This window comes from Mycobacterium sp. NPDC050551 (genome assembly GCF_040674075.1).
Taxonomy (GTDB): domain Bacteria; phylum Actinomycetota; class Actinomycetes; order Mycobacteriales; family Mycobacteriaceae; genus Mycobacterium.
This window is the reverse complement of sequence record NZ_JBFARC010000006.1, coordinates 382,346-400,554: the sequence shown is the minus strand read 5'-3', so window position 1 is coordinate 400,554 and position 18,209 is coordinate 382,346. Positions and strand designations below refer to the sequence as shown.

Annotated in this window: 18 protein-coding genes; 11 read left to right on the top strand and 7 right to left on the bottom strand. The window is 69.1% G+C overall.

The features are described from left to right. Positions 1–112 precede the first annotated feature (112 nt). From AB0K11_RS24120 to AB0K11_RS24110, 3 genes are read left to right on the top strand one after another with little or no spacing between them, the layout of a single operon-like run. On the top strand, positions 113–937 hold the full coding sequence (locus tag AB0K11_RS24120; RefSeq protein ID WP_364982956.1) for a hypothetical protein: 825 nt from the start codon (positions 113–115) through the stop codon (positions 935–937). Between the two features lie 59 nt (positions 938–996). Further along, on the top strand, positions 997–2,451 hold the full coding sequence (locus AB0K11_RS24115; RefSeq protein ID WP_364982953.1) for an ABC transporter permease subunit: 1,455 nt from the start codon (positions 997–999) through the stop codon (positions 2,449–2,451). Then, complete coding sequence (locus AB0K11_RS24110; RefSeq protein WP_364982950.1) at positions 2,448–3,215, top strand: amino acid ABC transporter ATP-binding protein; 768 nt, start codon at positions 2,448–2,450, stop codon at positions 3,213–3,215. The genes AB0K11_RS24115 and AB0K11_RS24110 overlap by 4 nt, the downstream gene beginning before the upstream one ends. Here AB0K11_RS24110 and hpnE read toward each other — a convergent pair. The 4 genes from hpnE to tgt form a co-directional block, all read right to left on the bottom strand. Beyond that, positions 3,202–4,560, bottom strand: a complete 1,359-nt coding sequence (gene hpnE / locus AB0K11_RS24105; protein WP_364982947.1) for a hydroxysqualene dehydroxylase HpnE — start codon at positions 4,558–4,560, stop codon at positions 3,202–3,204. The genes AB0K11_RS24110 and hpnE overlap by 14 nt on opposite strands. After that, entirely contained in the window at positions 4,553–5,857 is a 1,305-nt protein-coding gene (locus AB0K11_RS24100) for an acetyl-CoA hydrolase/transferase C-terminal domain-containing protein (RefSeq protein ID WP_364982944.1), read from the bottom strand. The genes hpnE and AB0K11_RS24100 overlap by 8 nt, the downstream gene beginning before the upstream one ends. Positions 5,858–5,866: 9 nt before the next feature. Then, a complete protein-coding gene (locus AB0K11_RS24095) occupies positions 5,867–7,084 on the bottom strand; it encodes a saccharopine dehydrogenase C-terminal domain-containing protein (RefSeq protein WP_364982941.1) in 1,218 nt (405 codons plus the stop codon). Positions 7,085–7,191: 107 nt separating this feature from the next. Next, the gene (tgt, locus tag AB0K11_RS24090; protein ID WP_364982938.1) at positions 7,192–8,427 is read right to left on the bottom strand and encodes a tRNA guanosine(34) transglycosylase Tgt; all 1,236 of its coding nucleotides are present in this window, start codon (positions 8,425–8,427) and stop codon (positions 7,192–7,194) included. Positions 8,428–8,499: 72 nt separating this feature from the next. Between tgt and AB0K11_RS24085 the strand changes: the two genes are divergently transcribed. Beyond that, positions 8,500–8,916 (top strand): lipoprotein LpqH, encoded by a 417-nt coding sequence (locus AB0K11_RS24085; protein WP_364982935.1) that lies wholly within the window; start codon positions 8,500–8,502, stop codon positions 8,914–8,916. On the opposite strand, the gene AB0K11_RS24080 is transcribed toward AB0K11_RS24085, so the two are convergent. Further along, a complete protein-coding gene (locus tag AB0K11_RS24080; protein ID WP_364982932.1) occupies positions 8,913–9,821 on the bottom strand; it encodes a haloalkane dehalogenase in 909 nt (302 codons plus the stop codon). The two genes, AB0K11_RS24085 and AB0K11_RS24080, sit on opposite strands and share 4 nt — an antisense overlap. Before the next feature lie 131 nt (positions 9,822–9,952). Here AB0K11_RS24080 and AB0K11_RS24075 point away from each other — a divergent pair, with 131 nt between their 5' ends. Together AB0K11_RS24075 and AB0K11_RS24070 are read left to right on the top strand one after the other, a co-directional pair. Continuing rightward, positions 9,953–10,417 (top strand): lipoprotein LpqH, encoded by a 465-nt coding sequence (locus AB0K11_RS24075; protein WP_364982929.1) that lies wholly within the window; start codon positions 9,953–9,955, stop codon positions 10,415–10,417. Positions 10,418–10,529: 112 nt separating this feature from the next. Then, positions 10,530–10,895: a hypothetical protein gene (locus AB0K11_RS24070; RefSeq protein WP_364982926.1), complete on the top strand. Its 366-nt coding sequence runs from the start codon at positions 10,530–10,532 to the stop codon at positions 10,893–10,895. A 1-nt stretch (position 10,896) separates the two neighbouring features. On the opposite strand, the gene AB0K11_RS24065 is transcribed toward AB0K11_RS24070, so the two are convergent. Beyond that, a complete protein-coding gene (locus tag AB0K11_RS24065) occupies positions 10,897–11,559 on the bottom strand; it encodes a TetR/AcrR family transcriptional regulator (RefSeq protein ID WP_364982923.1) in 663 nt (220 codons plus the stop codon). A gap of 126 nt (positions 11,560–11,685) precedes the next feature. Here AB0K11_RS24065 and AB0K11_RS24060 point away from each other — a divergent pair, with 126 nt between their 5' ends. From AB0K11_RS24060 to AB0K11_RS24040, 5 genes are all read left to right on the top strand, one after another. Continuing rightward, positions 11,686–12,828 carry a VOC family protein gene (locus AB0K11_RS24060; RefSeq protein ID WP_364982920.1) on the top strand — a complete coding sequence of 381 codons (1,143 nt, stop codon included), beginning with the start codon at positions 11,686–11,688 and terminating at the stop codon, positions 12,826–12,828. Then, on the top strand, positions 12,825–13,760 hold the full coding sequence (locus AB0K11_RS24055; protein ID WP_364982917.1) for a fumarylacetoacetate hydrolase family protein: 936 nt from the start codon (positions 12,825–12,827) through the stop codon (positions 13,758–13,760). Before AB0K11_RS24060 ends, AB0K11_RS24055 begins: the two co-directional genes overlap by 4 nt. Continuing rightward, positions 13,757–15,277, top strand: coding sequence for a bifunctional 3-(3-hydroxy-phenyl)propionate/3-hydroxycinnamic acid hydroxylase (locus AB0K11_RS24050; protein WP_364982914.1), 1,521 nt, complete (start codon positions 13,757–13,759; stop codon positions 15,275–15,277). Before AB0K11_RS24055 ends, AB0K11_RS24050 begins: the two co-directional genes overlap by 4 nt. Further along, entirely contained in the window at positions 15,274–16,449 is a 1,176-nt protein-coding gene (locus AB0K11_RS24045; RefSeq protein ID WP_364982911.1) for a cytochrome P450, read from the top strand. The genes AB0K11_RS24050 and AB0K11_RS24045 overlap by 4 nt, the downstream gene beginning before the upstream one ends. A 113-nt stretch (positions 16,450–16,562) precedes the next feature. After that, positions 16,563–16,829, top strand: coding sequence for a hypothetical protein (locus AB0K11_RS24040; RefSeq protein WP_364982908.1), 267 nt, complete (start codon positions 16,563–16,565; stop codon positions 16,827–16,829). 19 nt (positions 16,830–16,848) lie between these two features. Here AB0K11_RS24040 and AB0K11_RS24035 read toward each other — a convergent pair whose 3' ends face one another. Next, a complete protein-coding gene (locus tag AB0K11_RS24035) occupies positions 16,849–18,138 on the bottom strand; it encodes a DUF5933 domain-containing protein (RefSeq protein ID WP_364983170.1) in 1,290 nt (429 codons plus the stop codon). Positions 18,139–18,209: the final 71 nt, after the last annotated feature.

Below are 18,209 nucleotides of genomic sequence, written 5' to 3'. Positions count from 1 at the left end.
ACTACAAGCAATCCAACGGTCACGGTTCCGACTCCCACTCCGGCCGATGAACCCTGAAGCGCCTCCTCGGCGCAACCCAGCTGTTCCGGGCGTTGTACTTACGCCCGCCGTTGTGACGGTGTTCTCGATGGTCGCTTCTCAGGCCGCGCTCATTGCCGCACTCCTCTACTACTTCGGCCGGGTGCGTACAGCCGCGCTGTGCGGTTGGTTCGGCATTGATGCCGGCACACTCGGCTTGTCCACGACCGACTACGTTGTCAGCAGCCTCAGTACGGCGATCCCGCCTGTGGTCCTGTGCGCATTGACGGTGCTCGTCCTACTCACCGGAGCACGCCATGTTGACGCAGCGATCGACCGCATCCGCGATCGTCCCGAGTGGTACCGCGCCACGGCAATAGGCACGACGTTTGTGATTGCCGCGGCCGCGGCCGTCGTACTTAACGGAATCTCATGGCTCTCCACGGCGCATTACTCACGGGGATATCCCCTGCCTGTAGCGATTCTGGTGCTGACGGCTGCGGTGCTGGTGGCCCGCCGCCTGTTCAGGCAGGGCGACTCTGCCCCGAGCATTACTGACCGCCTGTGGTCCCTGACGCTGGGTGCGTTCGTGCTCGCCGGAGTGTTGTGGCTGACGAGCCTCTACGCGGCGCACGACGGAGAACGAGCGGCGAATGAAAAGGCAGACACCCTGCGCTCGCCGACAAGCACCGACTTCATACTCCTGAGCGAGAAGCGCTTGACGATCACCGGCCCGGAAATTCAGTTCGACGAACTGGCCTCAGAAGGCCGCTACCGCTACCAGTACTCAGGACTCCGACTGCTGTTCCGCACGAGCCGCGATTACGCGATCGTTTCCGCTTACTGGAAAAAAGGCCGCGATCCTGTGACAGTCATCCCCATCGACGGCACGATCCGCTTCGATCTCGTGCCGCACTGATCGATGACGACGTGAGCAGAACTCTTCTTATGGTGCCGCCGGCTTGCTAGCGTCCGCCGGTGCACTCCCTACGAAGAGCCCTCCTTCCGGTGCTCCTGCTCGCCGCGCTGGTGCTGTCGGCGTGCGGGTCCTCGGAGAACCAGAGCGACGAACCGATCGCCGCCGAGGGGGTCCTGCGGGTCGGCACCGAGGGCATCTACCCGCCCTACTCGTTCCACGATCCCGCACAGGGCGGCCAGCTCGCCGGTTACGACGTGGACGTCGCGCGCGCCGTCGGCGACAAGCTGGGGGTGCGCGTCGAGTTCGTCGAGACGTCGTGGGACTCCATCTTCGCCGCCCTGGAAGCCGACCGCTTCGACATCGTCGCCAACGAGGTGACCATCACGCCGGAGCGGGAGGCCAAATACGATCTCTCCGAACCGTATTCGACCGCCGAGGGCGTGATCGTCACCCGCGCCGACGATAACTCCATCACGTCGCTGGCCGATCTGAAGGGCAAGCGGACCGCGCAGAGCCCGACCAGCAACTGGGCCGACGTGGCACGGCAGGCGGGCGCGCAGATCGTCTCCGTCGACGGGTTCGCCCAGGCGATGGCCGTGCTCAACGACGGCCGGGTGGACGCCGTCGTCAACGACACCCTCAGCGTGCAGGCCTACCTGTCCGAACGTCCCGACGCTCCGATCAAGGTCGCCGGAAACACGGGCGAGACGAGTGAGCAGGCCTTCGCCGCCCGCAAGAACAGCGGCCTGCTGCCCGAACTGAACCGTGCCCTCAACGAACTGCGCGCCGAGGGCAAGCTCTCGGAGCTGTCGCAGAAGTACCTCACCATCGACCTGTCCAAGCCGCCGCCACAGAGCACGTGGCGGTTGATCGCCGACAACCTCTGGCCGCTGGCCAAGGCCGCGCTCACCATGACGATCCCGTTGACGATCATCAGCTTCGCCATCGGTCTCGTCATCGCCCTTGTCGTGGCGCTGGGCCGGCTGTCGTCGAACTGGCTGCTGGCAGGGGTGTCGCGGTTCTACATCTCGATCATCCGCGGCACGCCGCTGCTGGTGCAGCTGTTCATCGTGTTCTTCGCGCTGCCGCAGATCGGCGTGAAGATCGACCCGTTCCCCGCGGCGGTGATCGCCTTCAGCCTCAACGTCGGCGGCTACGCGGCGGAGATCATCCGCGCGGCCATCCAGAGCATCCCCAAGGGCCAGTGGGAGGCCGCCGAGACCATCGGCTTCAACTACACCGGCGCGCTTCGGCGGATCATCCTTCCGCAGGCCACCCGAGTCGCCGTTCCGCCGCTGTCCAACACCCTGATCTCGCTGGTGAAGGACACGTCGCTGGCGTCGGTGATCACGGTGACCGAACTCTTCCGGACCGCGCAGAACGTTGCGGCGCCGACCTTCGAGTTCTTCGCCCTGTACGGCACCGCGGCGCTGTACTACTGGGTGATCTGCCTGGCGCTGTCGTTCGCCCAGAACCGCTACGAACGCCGACTGGAAAGGTTCATCGCACGATGACCGAATCCGAGATTGACTACCGCGTCGTCGCCAAGGGTGTGTACAAGGCCTTCGGCGAGAACAATGTCCTCAACGGTGTCTCGTTCACCGTCGAGCGGGGCACGGCGACCGCGATCATCGGCCCGTCGGGGTCGGGCAAGACCACGCTGTTGCGCACGCTCAACGCGCTCGATCGAGCCGATGCCGGGGTGATCCGGGTCGACGACGTCGAGATCGACTTCTCCACCCCGGTGCCCAAACCCGAGGTGCGCCGGTTCCAGTCGCGCAGCGGCTTCGTGTTCCAGAGTCACAACCTGTTTCCGCACAAGACGGTGTTGCAGAACGTCACCGAGGGTCCGCTGATCGTCCAGAAGCGGCCGCGGGACGAGGTCGAGGCCGAGGCGGTCGAGCTGCTCGGCCAGGTGGGTCTCGCCGACAAACGCGATCAGTACCCCTTCCAGCTCTCGGGTGGCCAGCAGCAGCGCGTCGGCATCGCCAGGGCGCTGGCGCTCAAGCCGAAACTGGTGCTGTTCGACGAACCGACCTCCGCGCTCGATCCGGAGCTCGTCGGTGAGGTGCTTTCGGTGATCAAGGATTTGGCCGTCGAGGGCTGGACTCTGGTGATCGTCACGCACGAGATCCAGTTCGCCCGGCAGGTTTCCCAGCAGGTGCTCTTCACCGACCAGGGCATCATCCTCGAGCAGGGCACGCCCGACGAGGTGATCGGCAATCCGAAAGAGGAGCGCACCCGCCAGTTCCTGGACCGGATCCTCAACCCTCTGTAGAGAGCACCAGGTCGACGGCGCGCGCCGCGCTCTGCACCGCACTCTCCATGGTCGCCGACCAGTCGGTGGCGGTCCAGTCACCGGCGAGCGCGAGCGAGGGCACCGAGGTGCGCTGCGGCGGGCGGAGCGCGTCGGTGCCGACCACCTGTGAGAACGTCGCCTTCGGCATCTTGACCACCTGCGCCTGAACGACTTTCGCATCCGTGGCCGCAGGGTAGTAGCGACGCAGCAGTGCCAGTTGCTCCTCGACGATCTCGTCGTTGCTCTTGTGGATCTGCTCGTAGGCGCCGCTGGTGGTCAGGCAGTACAGCCACGCCCGGTCGGTGCGCCTGCCGTGCATGATCTGCCGGTCGAACACCTCGTCGACGACCCCGGTGCCGCCGATCAGCCCCTCGAACGCGGATTCGGTGCCCAGCGGGCGGTCGAGGTAGAGATTGGTGCTGACGATCGGGGTGTACCCCAGTTTGTCTGCGGCCGCGTAGATCTCGGGGTGCTCGGGCAGGTCGTCGAGCAGGCCGCCGATCGCCGAGTTGGGCACCGCGCAGATCACCGCGTCGGCCGCGACGGTGGTGCCGTCCGCCAGCAGCACGCCGGTGACGGCGCCGTCCTCGATGACGACGCGCCTGGCGACGGTGCGGTAGCGCACCGCGACGCCACGCTCCTCGAACAGCTTGACGGCGCCCGAGATGTAGAGGGTGCCCAGGTCGACTGTGGGATAGCCGATGGTGACCGGCACGCGGTGCCGGATGCCGAGGCGGATGCCGGTGGCCAGGACGTTGGCGAACACCCGGGCCGACTCCCGCGACACCGGTTCGGCCGCGATGCCGAGAGCGAGCCAGTCCCACAGCGCTTCTCGTGCAGTGGCAGGCATGCCGACCCGCTCGAACCACTGCTCGGTGGTGAGGTCGGCGAGGTCCGCGGGTTGGCGCAGCGCCTGGATGCCGAGGCGGACGGTGGCACGGGCGGCACGCAGCCGGTCGAGCACACCGGCGTCGGGGTGCACACCGAACAGTGTTCGCAGCGCGCCGATTCCGCTGGTCTGCACCGTGGTCTTGCGGCCGTCGGGCCAACGCAGGGTCGAGCGCTTCGGGAACTCGATGTACTGACGGGTGCCGACGCTGGTGAGGTAGCGCCACAGATTCTGGTACCCGCTCGCGACGACGTGCTGACCGTTGTCCGGCACGTCGTCGACCAGGTCGGCGCGCATGGCGTGCGTGCGCCCACCGAGTTGGCCGCGGCGTTCGAGCAGGGTGACGTCCCTGCCCGCCTCGGCCAGCCACACCGCGGAGGCCAGGCCGGCGAGGCCGCCCCCGATGACGACGAAGCGGCGCGCGTCGTCAGGCACTCGTACCCTCCGTCGCCGCCAGCAGCTCGTCGCGGAACCGCGGGTGGGCGATCGCCGCCAGGGCCTGGCCGCGCTCCTTGACGGTCAAGCCCTCCAGTTCCGCGGCGCCGTACTCGGTGATGATCACGTCGACCTGGTGGCGCGGTGTGGTGATGACCGCTCCGGCGTCGAAGCTCGGCACGATGCGCGACTGGATCTCGCCGTCCTTCTCGTATGTCGCGGGCAGGCAGATCAGCGAGCGGTCCGAGACTTCGAGGCCTGCGCCCGCGACGAAGTCCTCGGCGCCGCCGATGCCGCTGAACTGGCCACCGTTGATGGTGTCGGCGACCACCTGGCCGTGCAGGTCGATGGCCAATGCGCCGTTGATGGAGATCATGCGCTGGTTGCCGGCGATCACCTCCGGTGAGTTGACGATCTCGACCGGCAGGAATGCGACGTCGGTGTTGCCGTCGAGCCACTCGTAGAGGTCGGGCGAGCCGAACGCGAACGTCGTGACACTCACGCCGTCGTACTGCCCCTTGCGCGCGTTGCTGATCTTGCCCGCCTGGTGCAGCCGCATACAGCCGTCGGTGAACATCTCGCTGTGCAGTCCGTAGTCCTCGCCGTCGCCTTCGGCGAGGACCGTCGCGATCTGATTGGGGATGGAGCCGATCCCCACCTGCAGGGTCGCCCCCGCCTCGATGTAGGCGACCGCGTGGCGCGCGATCTCCTTGTCCGCCTCGGACGGCGGCGCGTCGCCTCCGGGCAGCGCGAGCGGTGCATCGGTCGAGGTCACCAGGATGTCGATCTCATCGACGTGCAGTGCGTGGCGGTACTTCTCACCCAGCCCGAAAGTCCGGGGGTACGCCTCCGATGCCTCGACGACGAGCAGCCGGTCGGGATCGGCGCCCGCGCGCCGCAGCTCGTCGATCGTCCCGCCCGCGTGCAGCGAGAGCGAGCACCAGCCGTCGCCGTCCGGTGGCGCCGCGACCGTCGTCATCACCCTCGGGCACTGACGCTCGAGCAGCGGCCCGAAGCGGCGGAAGTCCGCGGGCGCGAACTCCACGCGGGCGCCCATGCCGAGCAGGGCCCGTTCCAGCGGACCGTAGAACCCCGACCGGTACACCACGCCCGGCCGAGAGAAGAGGTCGGTCATCACAGCGAGCAACGCGCCGAACACGCGCAGATCCGTCCAGTCCTCGCGCTCTCCCAGCGCGCGCAGGAACGCCGGCGGCTGGCCGGGACCGAGCGGGATCCCCAAGGTGTCGGCGGGAGTCAGTCGGGCGGCGGCCTGCTCGGCGGTGAGCTCTTGGGGCATGCGCCGAAACTACAGCTCCTTGACACCCCAGGGTGAGCCGTAATCGTTGAGCAGATCGAGGAACGGCTGCGCGTCGAACGCCTCCGGCCCGAGCACGCCGCGCCCGCTCCAGGCGCCGCTGGCCAGGAGTTCCAGTGCGACAACGGGATTGATGGCGGTCTGCCACACCACGCACTGATGGCCATACTCGGCCATCGTCCACTCGTTGTCCACCACGTGGTACAGGTACGTCGAGCGCGGTTTGCCGTCCTTACCGGTGCCCGTCACCCACAGCCCCGCGCAGGTCTTGCCCTTCATCTTCGGGCCGAGGGTCGCCGGGTTGGGCAGGCAGGCGGCGACGACGTCGCGCGGGCTGACCTCGACGGGGCCGTTCGCACTGCCCACCGACACCGTCTCGGTGCGGTCGAGGCCCAGCTTGTGCAGCGCCTTGAGCATGTCGATGAACTCGGTGCCGAGGCCGTACTTGAACGTGGCGCGCTTGCACTTGACCCAGCGCGGCATCAGCAGCACCTCTTCGTGCTCGACGTTGACGCACTCGACGGGTCCGATGCCGTCCGGGAAGTCGAACACCTCGGGCTCGCTGAACGGTTCGGTGACGAACCAGCCGCGATCGGCCTCCCAGATCACCGGCGGGTTGAGGCACTCCTCGATCGTGGTCCAGATGGAGAACGACGGGGCGAACTCGTAGCCCTCGACGGTCAGGTTGGCGCCGTCGCGGGTGCCGAGTTCGTCGATCTCGGAGAACAGGTGGTCGGAGGCGTAGCGCGCGAAGACGTCGGAGAGCCCGGGCTCGACACCGATGCCCACCAGCGCCAGCCGGCCTGCCGCCGCCCAGTCCTGCTCCACGGCGAACTGCTCGTCGCCCAGCTTGACGCCGGTGAGCTGGTAGGGCTGATCGGGGTGCCGCTGGGACAGGCTCATCGCCATGTCGAGGTAGTCGGCGCCGCCGGCGAGGGCGCCGGTGAAGATCGGCATCACGAACCGCGGGTCGACCGCATTCATCACGTGGGTGATGCGGTGCTCGCGAACCAGTTCGGCGACCGCGTCGGCCGAGGTGGCGTCGACCCGGGCGGCGGTGAACCGAGGATCGCCGACGGCCGCGACGGCGCGCTGCGCACTGGCCTCGTTGTAGTCGCAGACGACGATCTGCTCGAAGAAGTCCCGCCGCACGGCGATCGAACAGAACGCCGCACCGACACCGCCGGCACCGACAAGAAGAATCCGCATGGGCACGACCGTACCCAACGGGTGCGGATTTCGGCGAGCTTAGCGTCTTCCGACGATGGATCCGTCGCCCTATCGCAGAACGGCGACGGATTACGTCGCGGGTCGTCTCAGCGCGAGTAGTACCTCCCGAGCACGTGCTCGCGCAGTTCGTCGTACTCACCGGCGATGATCGCCGCGCGGATCCGGTCGACCAGGCGGACGATGAAGCGTTCGTTGTGGATCGTGCACAGCGTCGCCGACAGCATCTCCTTGGCCTTGAACAGGTGATGCACGTACGCCCGGGTGTAGTGCGCGCAGGTGTAGCAGTCGCACTCGTCGTCCAGTGGCGTGAAGTCGCGGCGGTAGCGCGACCCCGTGACGTTGTACCGGCCGCCCTCCGAGTACACCGCGGCGTTGCGGGCCACCCGTGACGGCGACACGCAGTCGAACGTGTCGGCGCCGGCGGCGACCGCGGCGAACAGGTCGTCGGGCTCGCTGATGCCGAGCAGGTGCCGCGGCTTGTCGGCGGGCAGCTCACTGCTGACCCAGCCGACGATGGTCGCGAGGTTCTGCTTCTCCAGCGCGCCACCGATCCCGTAGCCGTCGAAGCTCAGGCCTTCGGCGGGGCCGGAGCCCCTGCCGATCTCGGCCAGCCCGCGCGCCGCCCGCCGCCGCAGGTCCTCGTACTGTGCGCCCTGCACCACGCCGAACAGCGCCTGGCGAGGGCGCTGCGGATCGGCCGCGGCGAGCCGGTGGTGCTCGGCGAGGCAGCGCACCGCCCACGCGTGTGTGCGCTCCACGGACTGTTCCTGATAGGCCCGGGTGTTCACCAGGGTCGTCAGCTCGTCGAAGGCGAAGATGATGTCGGCGCCCAGCTTCTGCTGGATGCCGATGGACACCTCCGGGGTGAACCGGTGGATGGACCCGTTGAGGTGCGACCGGAACGTCACACCGTCGTCGTCCACGTGCGCCAACCGCTGCTTGCCATCGGCGATGACGTCGTCGGCCTGCACCCGGCTGGCGTCCATCGCCAGCACCTTCTTGAATCCGACGCCCAGCGACATCACCTGAAACCCGCCACTGTCGGTGAAGGTCGGTCCCGGCCAGTTCATGAACGCGCCGAGCCCGCCCGCCGCATCGACGACGTCGGGCCCGGGCTGCAGGTACAGGTGGTAGGCGTTGGCGAGCACGGCTTGTGCGCCAAGCTGTTTCATCGACTCCGGCAGCACCGACTTGACGGTGGCCTGGGTGCCCACCGCGATGAAGGCCGGCGTCCGGATCTCGCCGTGCGGGGTGTGGATGACACCGGCACGGCCGAACTGCCCCGGCAGTTCCGCCTCGACCGTGAAGAGCCGCTCGTCCACGTCAGGTATTCAACACCGGCGGCGGCCTGCAGATTTACGGCGGGACCCCACCGGCCCCCATACTCGGTGCTCGTGAACACCCGACTCGCTCTCATCGCCTGCTGCGCGGCCCTGGCCGCCGGACTGGCCGGCTGCTCGTCCCAGGACCCGACCGGTCAGGGCACGGTGGTGATGGGCGGGAACGACGTCGGCGCGGTCACCGGCGTGCAGTGCACGGTCGACGGCGCGCGCGCGACGATCACCCTCGACGGCGAGAAGAAGACGACCGTCGTGGTGGACGGAGGCGTGGTGGAGTCGGTGAACATCGGCGAGGTGGGATCCGGCGGCGCGGCCCTGGCGTACCTGCAGGGCGTGGCGGCGACGCCCGCCGAGGTCACCCGCGACGACGGCACCGGCTACACCGTGACGGGCACCGGCATGGGCACCGATCCGGCGAATCCGGACGTCCCGGTGGACATGCCGTTCGAGGTCACGGCGACCTGCCCCTAGCCGGTCCCGAGGAACCGGACGATCGCCTCGGCCAGTTCCTCACCGGCGTCCTCCTGCAGGAAGTGGCCTGCGTCGCGGATGGTGGGGTGGTCGACCCCCTGGGCGCCGCGCATCTGCTCCCGCAGGATCGGGCCCATCGCGCCGGTGATCGGGTCGCTGTCACTGAACGCCACCAGCATCGGGGTCTCGCTGTCGCGCAGGGTGTTCCACGCCGCCCGGTTGGCCTCCGACGCGGGATCGTCGGGGGTGGTCGGCACCAGTGCGGGCATGGCACGCGGTCCCGCGCAATAGGAGTCGTCCGGGAACGGTGCGTCGTAGGCGAGCCGTACGGCGTCGTCCATCGGCCGCACACATCCGGACTGGACGAATCGCCCGACGTCGATGGTGTCCAGGCCCTGGATCGCCTCGCGGAAGCGCCACCAGATGTCGGGCATCGGGACATCGCCGGTGGGCAACCCGGTGTTGGCGACGACGATGTGCCCGAAGCGATCCGGGTGTTCGGCGGCCAGCCGCAGGCCGATGAGCCCGCCCCAGTCCTGGCCGACGAGCGTCACGCGCCGCAGGTCGAGCTCGTCGAAGGCGACCGCACGCATCCACTCGACGTGGCGGGCGTAGCTGTGGTCCTCGATGCGGGTGGGCTTGTCGGAGCGGCCGAATCCGACCAGATCCGGGCAGACGACCCGATGCCCGGCCGCCACCAGGATCGGGATCATCCGCCGGTACAGAAAGGACCACGACGGTTCGCCGTGCAGCAGGAGCACCGGATCGGCCTGTGCCGGACCGTCTTCGATCCAGGCCACCCGCAGCCGTCCGCCCTCGGCGTCGTCGACCTCGCAATACCGTGGCGGATAACCGAATTCCGGCAGCTCGGTGAACCGCTCGTCGGGCGTACGCAAGGTCTGCATGACGGCGAAGTTACCGGCAACCGTCGCGGGCACGGCGAATTTGGAACAAACACGCACCACAGCGGTGGGTCAGGGCAATACTGCTGTGGATGGTCCGGCGTCGACGGGCCGCACAACAAAAGGAGATCGTTGTGAATCGCGGTTTTGTGATCGCTGTGGGAGGCGCGGCGTTGGTCATCGCCGGCCTGTCGGGCTGTTCGTCGGATTCCAAGGACAGCTCCGCCACGCAGTCGGCATCGAGCTCGTCGGGCACCGGTGAGACGAAGCTGACGGTCGACGGCCAGGAGCAGCAACTGCAGGGCACGGTCGCCTGCACCTCGATGGGCGGCAACCTGAACATCGGCTTCGGCCAGGCCACCGGCGGCATCGGCGCGGTGATCAGCGAGGGCGACGACCCCGTCGTCAAGTCGGTCGGCCTCGGCAACGTCAACGGCGTGACGCTGGCCTATCAGGAGGGCACCGGCCAGGGCAATGCCGAGGTCGAGAAGGACGACAAGACCTACACGATCAAGGGCAACGCGACCGGCGTCGACATGGCCAACCCGATGGCGGGCCAGATCACCAAGCCGTTCGAGTTGAGCGTCACCTGCCCGTAGATCCCAGCCACGGCGAAGCGGCGGCGTCCCCGATCGGGGCGCCGCCGTTTGCGTCCGTCGAGACCGGCAGAACCCGTCGAATGGCACGACCCGAGGGCCTAGTCTGATGCGCATGAAGATTCTGGCCGCGCTGGCATTGGCCGGCGGACTGATCGCCGTGCCCGCTGCGACCGCCGTCGCGGCGCCGCCGAGCACCACCTGTGACGGCGCCGGCTGCGTCTCCTACGTCAACCGCGGCGTCGAACTCGGCGGCCCGTGCAACGGCGGCACCCGCTGGGTCTACGGCCTCGACGCCTCGGGCAACACGCTGAGGTGCGGCACCCCGAACACCTGGCGGGCGTCCGGGCCGCTGGTCGGCGTCCGCACCAACAGCTCGTCGTGCGAGGGCGAGAACGGCGTCGCGCAGTCCCCCGACGGCCTCCCGCTGAGCTGCATCGACGGCCGCTGGCGCCACGACTTCAACCCCTCGTTCTACTGAGCTAGGCGACCGAGTCGGAGCGCTGCAGCGCCGGAATCCCCGGTAGGGGGCGCTCGCACACCTCTCGCGCCTGCTCGTCCGTCATCCCGAACAGCCGCAGCACGTCGCGGGTGACGATGTCGGTGGCCGCGGCGTCGTCGCGGTCGGGTTGAGCCCGCAGTAGATTCCCGAGCCCCAGCAATGCACCACCGGCGACGGCCAGCGCCAATTCGGGATCCTCGACCCGGAACCGGCCTGCCGCGACCCCGGCACGGATGTCGCGCAACGCCCGCGGGGCCAGTCCGCGCTCCGAACTGAGCAACGACATCCCGTTGGCGAGCAGGACCTGACTCTCCTGCGGCGACGCCCGGAACAGCCGGCCCGTCAGCCGGAAACACGCCGCGAACGTCTCCGCGGGATCGTCGATCGACGCGGTGTACTCGTCGAGCAGGGCGCCGTGCGCGTCGAGCACCTCGGTGACGGCGGCCTCGAACAGCTGTTCCTTGCTGTCGAAGTGGTTGTAGAACGAGCCCATCCCGACGTCGGCGGCCTGGGTGATCTCCAGTACCGGCGCGTTCAGCCTGCCGGCGGCGATGAAGGCCTGTGCGGCGGCAACGAGTGCGGCGCGGGTGCGCTGTTTGCGGCGCTCTGAACGGCTCACCGGGGTCTCGGACTGACTCGACATGAACCCTCCGCCCTCCTGCGACCGCCTCACCATAGCAGCCTCAGTCAGACTTGATGATTTCGTCAATCAGCCTTGACTGAGTGTTACGTCGTATGTGACGATTTCGTCACTAGATGAGGAGGTCGCATGGCGCTGAAGCTCAATCGCCCGGCTGACGTGCACAAAGAGCTGCACAGCGAGGACGGCGCACGACGCGGCGAGCACTCCGGCCGCGCCCGCAATCCGGTCATCAAGGTGGCCGACATCGCGTGGCTCGAGTTCGAGAAGCCCGACCTCACCCGGGCCGAGGCGTTCGCCCGCGTGTTCGGATTCCAGACGGCTCTGCGCGACCCCGACCGGTTAGAGCTGCGTGGCACCGACCCCGGTGCACCGTGTGTGCTGATCCGCCACGGCGAACGCACCCGGTTCGCCGGCCTCGCGCTGCGGGCCGCCGACGAGGTCGACGTGCTCCGGCTCGCCGACGCGGCCGGGAGCCCCGTCCGGCCGCTCCCCGAGTCGGTCGGCGGCATCGCCGTCGAGCTCGTCGACCCCAGCGGCATGCCGGTCAAGGTCGTCGCAGGCATGCACGAGCTGCCCACCCTGCCGACGCAGCCGCCACTGGCCCTCAACGTCGGCCGGGACGTGCACCGGGTGAACGCGACGCAACGCCCGCCGCGGGTGCCCGCCCGGGTTCAGAGACTGGGGCATGTGGTGCTGCAGTCGACGCGCTACCTGCAGACGCTGAACTGGTACCTCGACAACCTCGGGATGATCGTCAGCGACTTCCTGTTCTTCCCCGGCCAGCGTGACCGCGGGCCGACGATGAGCTTCATCCGCTGTGACCGCGGCGCGACACCGGCCGACCACCACACCCTGGCGCTCGCGCTGGGACCGGCGAACCGGTACGTGCACTCCGCCTTCCAGGTCAGTGACCTCGACGCGCTCGCCGCGGGCGGCGAATACCTCAGCGAGCGCGGCTATGTCCGGTCCTGGGGCATCGGCCGCCACATCCAGGGCAGTCAATTGTTCGACTACTGGCGCGATCCCGACGGCTTCCTCGTCGAGCACTTCGCCGACGGCGACATGTTCGACGACACCCTCGAACCCGGCTGGGCCCCGTTCACCGCATCCGGGCTGTCCCAGTGGGGCCCGCCGGTGAGTCGCGACTTCCTCGGCACCACCCCGAGATCCGCGCGGCACGAAGCCACGTCGATGATCACCGCCCTGCGCGACCGCAACGAGTTCGACATCCACCGCCTGATCGGCCTACTGAAAGTTGCCACCTCATGACCACTTCCGTGCTGCGCACCGCTGACGCCTGGTGGGTGAAGACCGCATCCGGCGCCGCGCGCATCGACACCACCGCCGGGTCGACGGCCGAACTGCTCGCCGACCGGGCCGCCGTCGACGCCGCTGCCGCGGGTGATTCCGTCCCGCTCACCGACCTCGAGCTGGTCTCCCCTGTCACCGCGCCGTGCCGGGTGGTGGCACAGATGACCAACTTCGAATCCCACGTCAAGGACTCGGGCATGGATCCGAAGACGGTGCCGCTCACCTTCTTCCGCAAATCGTCGGCCTCGATCAGCGGCCCCTTCGCCGACATCGTGAGGCCGTCGCATGTCCGCTTCCTGGACTACGAGGTGGAGATCGGCCTCGTGATCGGACGCGACATCCCCGTCGGCACCCGGCTGACCGAGGCCGACCTGCCCGGCGCCATCGCCGGACTGGTGATCACCAACGACGTCTCCGCCCGCGACATCCAGCTGCCACAGACCCAGTTCTACGAGGCCAAGTCCTACCCGACGTTCACCCCCGTCGGCCCCGAACTCGTCCTCGTCGACGCCGACGAACTGAAGCGCTTCGGCGATCTGCGGCTACGGCTGTCGGTCAACGGCGAGGAGCGGCAGAACGCGCTCGTCGAGGGGGACATGCTCTTCCGCCCGCTGCAGGCGCTGCAGTCACTCACCCGCTTCCAGGACCTGGCCGCCGGTGACCTCGTCCTGACCGGCACTCCGGCAGGCACCGCGTTGAGCGCTCCGCCGAAGCCGATCGAGATCATCGGCAACCTGCTGCCGCCCGCGGTCAAGTGGAAGGCCTTCTTCAAACGCCAGGCCGCCAACCCGAAGTACCTGCGCGACGGCGACGTCGTCGAGGCCTCGGTCGCCACCGATGACGGCGCCGTCGACCTCTCCACGCAGCGGATGCGGGTGAGATTCGCGTGACGCACGTCCCGGTCGCGGTGGTCGGCGCCGGCCCCACCGGCGTCGCCGCGGCCACGCTGCTGGCGCAGTACGGCATCGAGGTGCTGGTGCTGGACAGGTGGGCCGGCGTCTACCCGCAGCCCCGCGCCGTCCACCTCGACGACGAGGTGTGCCGGATCATCGCCCGGCTCGGTGTCGCCGACGAATTCATGTCCGTCTCCCGGCCCGGTCTCGGGCTGCGGCTGCTCGACCGCGATCTCACCGTGCTCGCCGAGTTCCGGCGCGACCCGGGCCACAGCCCCAACGGCTTTCCGCAGGCGAACATGTTCGACCAGCCCGAGCTGGAGGCACTATTGCGGGCCAACCTGGCGCGCCAACCCCGCGCGCGGCTGCTGGGCGGCGTCGAGGTCGTCGAGGTCGTCGCCGGGACGGTCGGACCCGCCCGCATCACCGCGGTCGACTGCGCCGACGGACGCAGGCACGTGATCACCGCCGACTACGTGCTGGGCTGCGACGGCGCGAACAGCCTGGTGCGCACGGCGATCGGCTCCGCGATGCGGGACCTGAAGTTCGAGCAACGCTGGCTGGTGGTCGACGTCGCCACTGCGGCGGACCTGCGGCAGTGGGAGGGCGTGCACCAGGTGTGCGACCCACATCGCGCCGCCACCTACATGCGGATCGGCGACACCCGCTACCGCTGGGAGTTCCGCTTGCGCACAGGCGAATCCGCGGCCGACTACCAGTCACTCACCGCGCTGCGCCCGCTGATCGAGCCCTGGACCGCGGGCGTGCCCGACCACGAACTCGACGTCCTGCGCGTCACCGAGTACACGTTCCGGGCCCAGATCGCCGACCGGTGGCGTCGCGGCAACGCGTTCCTGCTCGGCGACGCCGCCCACCTGACGCCGCCCTTCGTCGGCCAGGGTCTCGGAGCGGGCCTGCGTGATGCGATGAACCTGGCGTGGAAGCTGGCCGGCGTGCTGTCCGACGGGTTGCCGCCGGGCGTGCTCGACACCTACGAGAAGGAGCGTAAACCCCACGCCCGGCACATGATCGGTTTGGCGCTCAACGTCGGCCGCGCGATGACCGCGGGCGGCGAACTGGGCAGCCTGGTGCGCCGGGCCGTGGTGCCACGGTTGCATCTCATTCCGGCGTTCGGAGCCAGGCTGCTCGACTCGCGGACCCCGCGGCTGCGCCGGTCGCCGCTGGTGCGCCGCAACGTCGGCGGTCTCGCGGGCCGGCTGTGCCCGAATCCCGTTGTCGCGGGCGCTCACCGGCTCGACACTGTGCTCGGGACCGGCTTCGCCGTCGTCTGCGCGACACCGCTGGACGGGGCCACCGTCACCCTCGCCGAACGGTCCGGTGCCGTCGTGCACGTCGCCGAACCGCGCGGCGAGCTCGCCGAGTGGCTGCGCCGCGGCCACGCCACGGTCGCCCTCGTCCGACCGGACCGCACCGTGATGCGCGCCGGGCGCGACGCCGCGGCGCTGTGCCGAACACTGCCCGCCCTTCGCGCCACGGCGGGACGACCCCGATGAGCCGAACTGCCGTCTACCGGCCCAGCCTCTACACCAGGAGCGCGATCGTCGACCCGTACCCGCACTACCGGCGGATGCGCGCGCTGGGCCCTGTGGTCTGGTCGGCCCGCCACCGGGTGTACGCGCTGCCCCGGTACGCGGAGTGCAAGGCGACGCTGCGCGACGACGGCCTGTTCGTATCCGACCGCGCGGTGGCGCTCAACCCGCTGAGCAATCGGCTGTCGAAGGGCACCACGCTGGCCAGCGACGGCGAGGAGCACGCTCGGCGGCGAAAATTGGTCGCACACCGGTTGATGCCTCGGGCGCTGCGCGACATCGGCGACCAGGTGGACCGGCAGGCCGAGGCTGTGGTGGACCGCGCGGTGGCCCGCGGCTCGGTAGACGCCGTCGAGCTGGCGTCGACGCTGCCGTTGGCGGTGGTCCCCGACCTCGTGGGCTGGCCGCGTGATCAGCGGGCGCACCTCATCGCCTGGGGCGGCGCGACCTTCGACGTGCTGGGTCCCGTCAATTGGCAGGCGTGCAGGGCGGTTCCGCGCACGGTGCAGATGCTGCGGTTCGCCCGGCGGGTGGTGCGCCACCGCACGGTTCTCGACGGCAGCATGGCCGACGAGCTGCTGCGCGCCGCCGACGAGGGCCTGCTGTCCCACGCCGAGTGCCCGGCGCTGCTGGTCGACTACATCGCGCCGTCGCTGGACACCACGATCAGCGCGATCTCCAACGCGCTGTACCTGCTGGCCACCCACCCCGAACAGTGGCGGCTGCTCAAGGCGGACCCGTCGCTGATCCCCGGGGCCGTCAACGAGGTGGTGCGCTACGAGTCGCCGCTGCGCGCGTTCGCCCGGCGGGTGCAGGTCGACACCGAGATCGCGGGGACCGCGATCCCCGCGGGTGCGCGGGTGCTGGTGATGTACGCGTCGGCCAACCGCGACGAGCAGGAGTGGGACGCTCCGGACGCATTCGACATCCGCCGCGACGCCGGTCGGCACGTCGGCTTCGGCAACGGCGCCCACGCCTGCGCGGGCCAGGGCCTGGCCCGACTGGAGACCACCGCCATGCTGCGCGCGCTGCTGCAGCGGGTGGACCGCATCCAGGTCACCGGCGAACCCGTGTGGGCGGTGAACAACATCATCCGGCGCCACGAGCGGCTACCGATCAGGCTGATCCCGGTGTAGTCGGCACGCGTCACCGGTGCTTACCGGGGAGACAGGAGAACCTGTCGTTCCGTCGGAGAAACCCACCCTGCCGGCGATTACGCGCCCACTGCGGGAACAGGATCATTTGTCGGATGATCCTCCACCTCACGACATCCATACGGGCAGGCACGATCGTCGCCGCGACCCTCGTGGCCGTTGCCGCACTGGGACCGACGACACCGGCCACGGCCGCACCGGCCGCGGGCGCCGAGGACGACGCGGCACACCACTCCGATGGCACGAGCAGCGCACGGATGACCGTCAGGCGCCGCGCGGCCGAATACGAGTACGAGTACGGCTTCATGCCCACCAACCAGCCGCCACCTCCCCCGCCACCGCCACCGCCACCGCCGAAATAGGCGGCGAGAACCGGTCCCGTCAGAGGGTCGCCGACGCCTGCAGGACCGTGGCATCGGCGCCGGCCCGCCGGGCGAAGAAGGTCGCGTAGAACGCGATGCCGAATCCCACGAGGGCCCCGATGACGAGTGGTCCGAACAGCATCGGATAGCGCGCCATCTCCTCGGCGAAGTAGCGGCAGCACACCAACAGCACCGCCAGGAACGCCGCCCCGGACGCGACCAACTGCACACGCATCCGTGGCCGGTCCGGAACCGGTTCGCGCAACGCCGACTCGACGGTCAGGCACAACACCGCGCCCGCGACGAGGTCGACGCCGTAGTGGTAGCCGAAGCCGAGCGTCGCCGAGACGGTGCACACCAGCCAGAACGTGCCGCCCCACCGCAGCCACCGCGGTCCGCCACGGGAGTGGATGAAGACCGCCAGCGCCCATGCCGTGTGCATCGACGGCATGCAGTTGCGCGGAGTGGAGCCGTCGAACGCGAACGCCTCCGGCGTGAGGACTGGCGGCAGCGCGTGCGGCCAGTAGTCGCCGAGCTGGAAGCCGTTACCCGAGCTGCCGAACGCGAACTCCGGTCCCACGATGGGGAACAGCACGTAGATGGCCGGCCCGATCAGGCCGAGCACCAGGAAGGTCCGGATCATGAAGTGCCGCGGCCACACGCCGGTGCGGACGTTGCGCAGCTGATAGAGCGCGACGATCATCGCCGCGAAGGGCAACTCGATGTACACCCAGTGCAGTACCGCGGTGAGGACCGGGCCGCCCGCCTCGACGACCTGGCCCATCAGCCACGACGGTTGACCGAGTGCGTGATCGGCCATCAGGGCGTACTCGTCGAGCACCGCCGGCCGGAGCGCCGCCGTGATGCTCAACCAGGCGTCGCCGGCTTTCGTGGCCAGAACGAGCAGGGCGCCGAAGGCGATACCGCGCAAAGCGTTGTCGCGTTCGACGCCGCGGAAACTCCGCAGCGCCACCACGGCCAGCCCGGTGAGCACGATGATCGGTCCGTTGCCCACCGTGAGCACACCGCCGCGCAGCACCCGTTCCAGCGCGAACACCACGTCGAGCGCCGCGGCCAGCGACAGCACCAGGATCCGGTTGCGGTTTGACAACCCGACGATCGCCACACCGATGGCGACCCAGCCCACCGTGACGGACTTCGGGGTGGCGACATAGTCGCTGATCAAGCTGTGCAGCGGACCCTGGAATCCGACGGCCACCGCGGCGACCTGCAACCCGATCAGCAACAGCGCGACCGCCGCGACGGCGATGAACGCCCAGGTGCGCGCCGACTGCACCGGCAACCGCAGTCGTCGCGCGTCGCCGATGAACACCCGATGAATATTAAGTGTCAGGTCGGCGGCACGGTGCGCGGACCCGA

What these genes read in the sequence shown, in the direction of transcription:
- AB0K11_RS24110 (WP_364982950.1), top strand. Translation starts at nt 2,448, where the DNA reads ATGACCGAATCCGAGATTGACTACCGCGTCGTCGCCAAGGGTGTGTAC.
- AB0K11_RS24100 (WP_364982944.1), bottom strand. Translation starts at nt 5,857, where the DNA reads ATGCCCCAAGAGCTCACCGCCGAGCAGGCCGCCGCCCGACTGACTCCC.
- AB0K11_RS24095 (WP_364982941.1), bottom strand. Translation starts at nt 7,084, where the DNA reads ATGCGGATTCTTCTTGTCGGTGCCGGCGGTGTCGGTGCGGCGTTCTGT.
- AB0K11_RS24080 (WP_364982932.1), bottom strand. Translation starts at nt 9,821, where the DNA reads ATGCAGACCTTGCGTACGCCCGACGAGCGGTTCACCGAGCTGCCGGAA.
- AB0K11_RS24070 (WP_364982926.1), top strand. Translation starts at nt 10,530, where the DNA reads ATGAAGATTCTGGCCGCGCTGGCATTGGCCGGCGGACTGATCGCCGTG.
- AB0K11_RS24065 (WP_364982923.1), bottom strand. Translation starts at nt 11,559, where the DNA reads ATGTCGAGTCAGTCCGAGACCCCGGTGAGCCGTTCAGAGCGCCGCAAA.
- AB0K11_RS24060 (WP_364982920.1), top strand. Translation starts at nt 11,686, where the DNA reads ATGGCGCTGAAGCTCAATCGCCCGGCTGACGTGCACAAAGAGCTGCAC.
- AB0K11_RS24055 (WP_364982917.1), top strand. Translation starts at nt 12,825, where the DNA reads ATGACCACTTCCGTGCTGCGCACCGCTGACGCCTGGTGGGTGAAGACC.
- AB0K11_RS24045 (WP_364982911.1), top strand. Translation starts at nt 15,274, where the DNA reads ATGAGCCGAACTGCCGTCTACCGGCCCAGCCTCTACACCAGGAGCGCG.
- AB0K11_RS24040 (WP_364982908.1), top strand. Translation starts at nt 16,563, where the DNA reads ATGATCCTCCACCTCACGACATCCATACGGGCAGGCACGATCGTCGCC.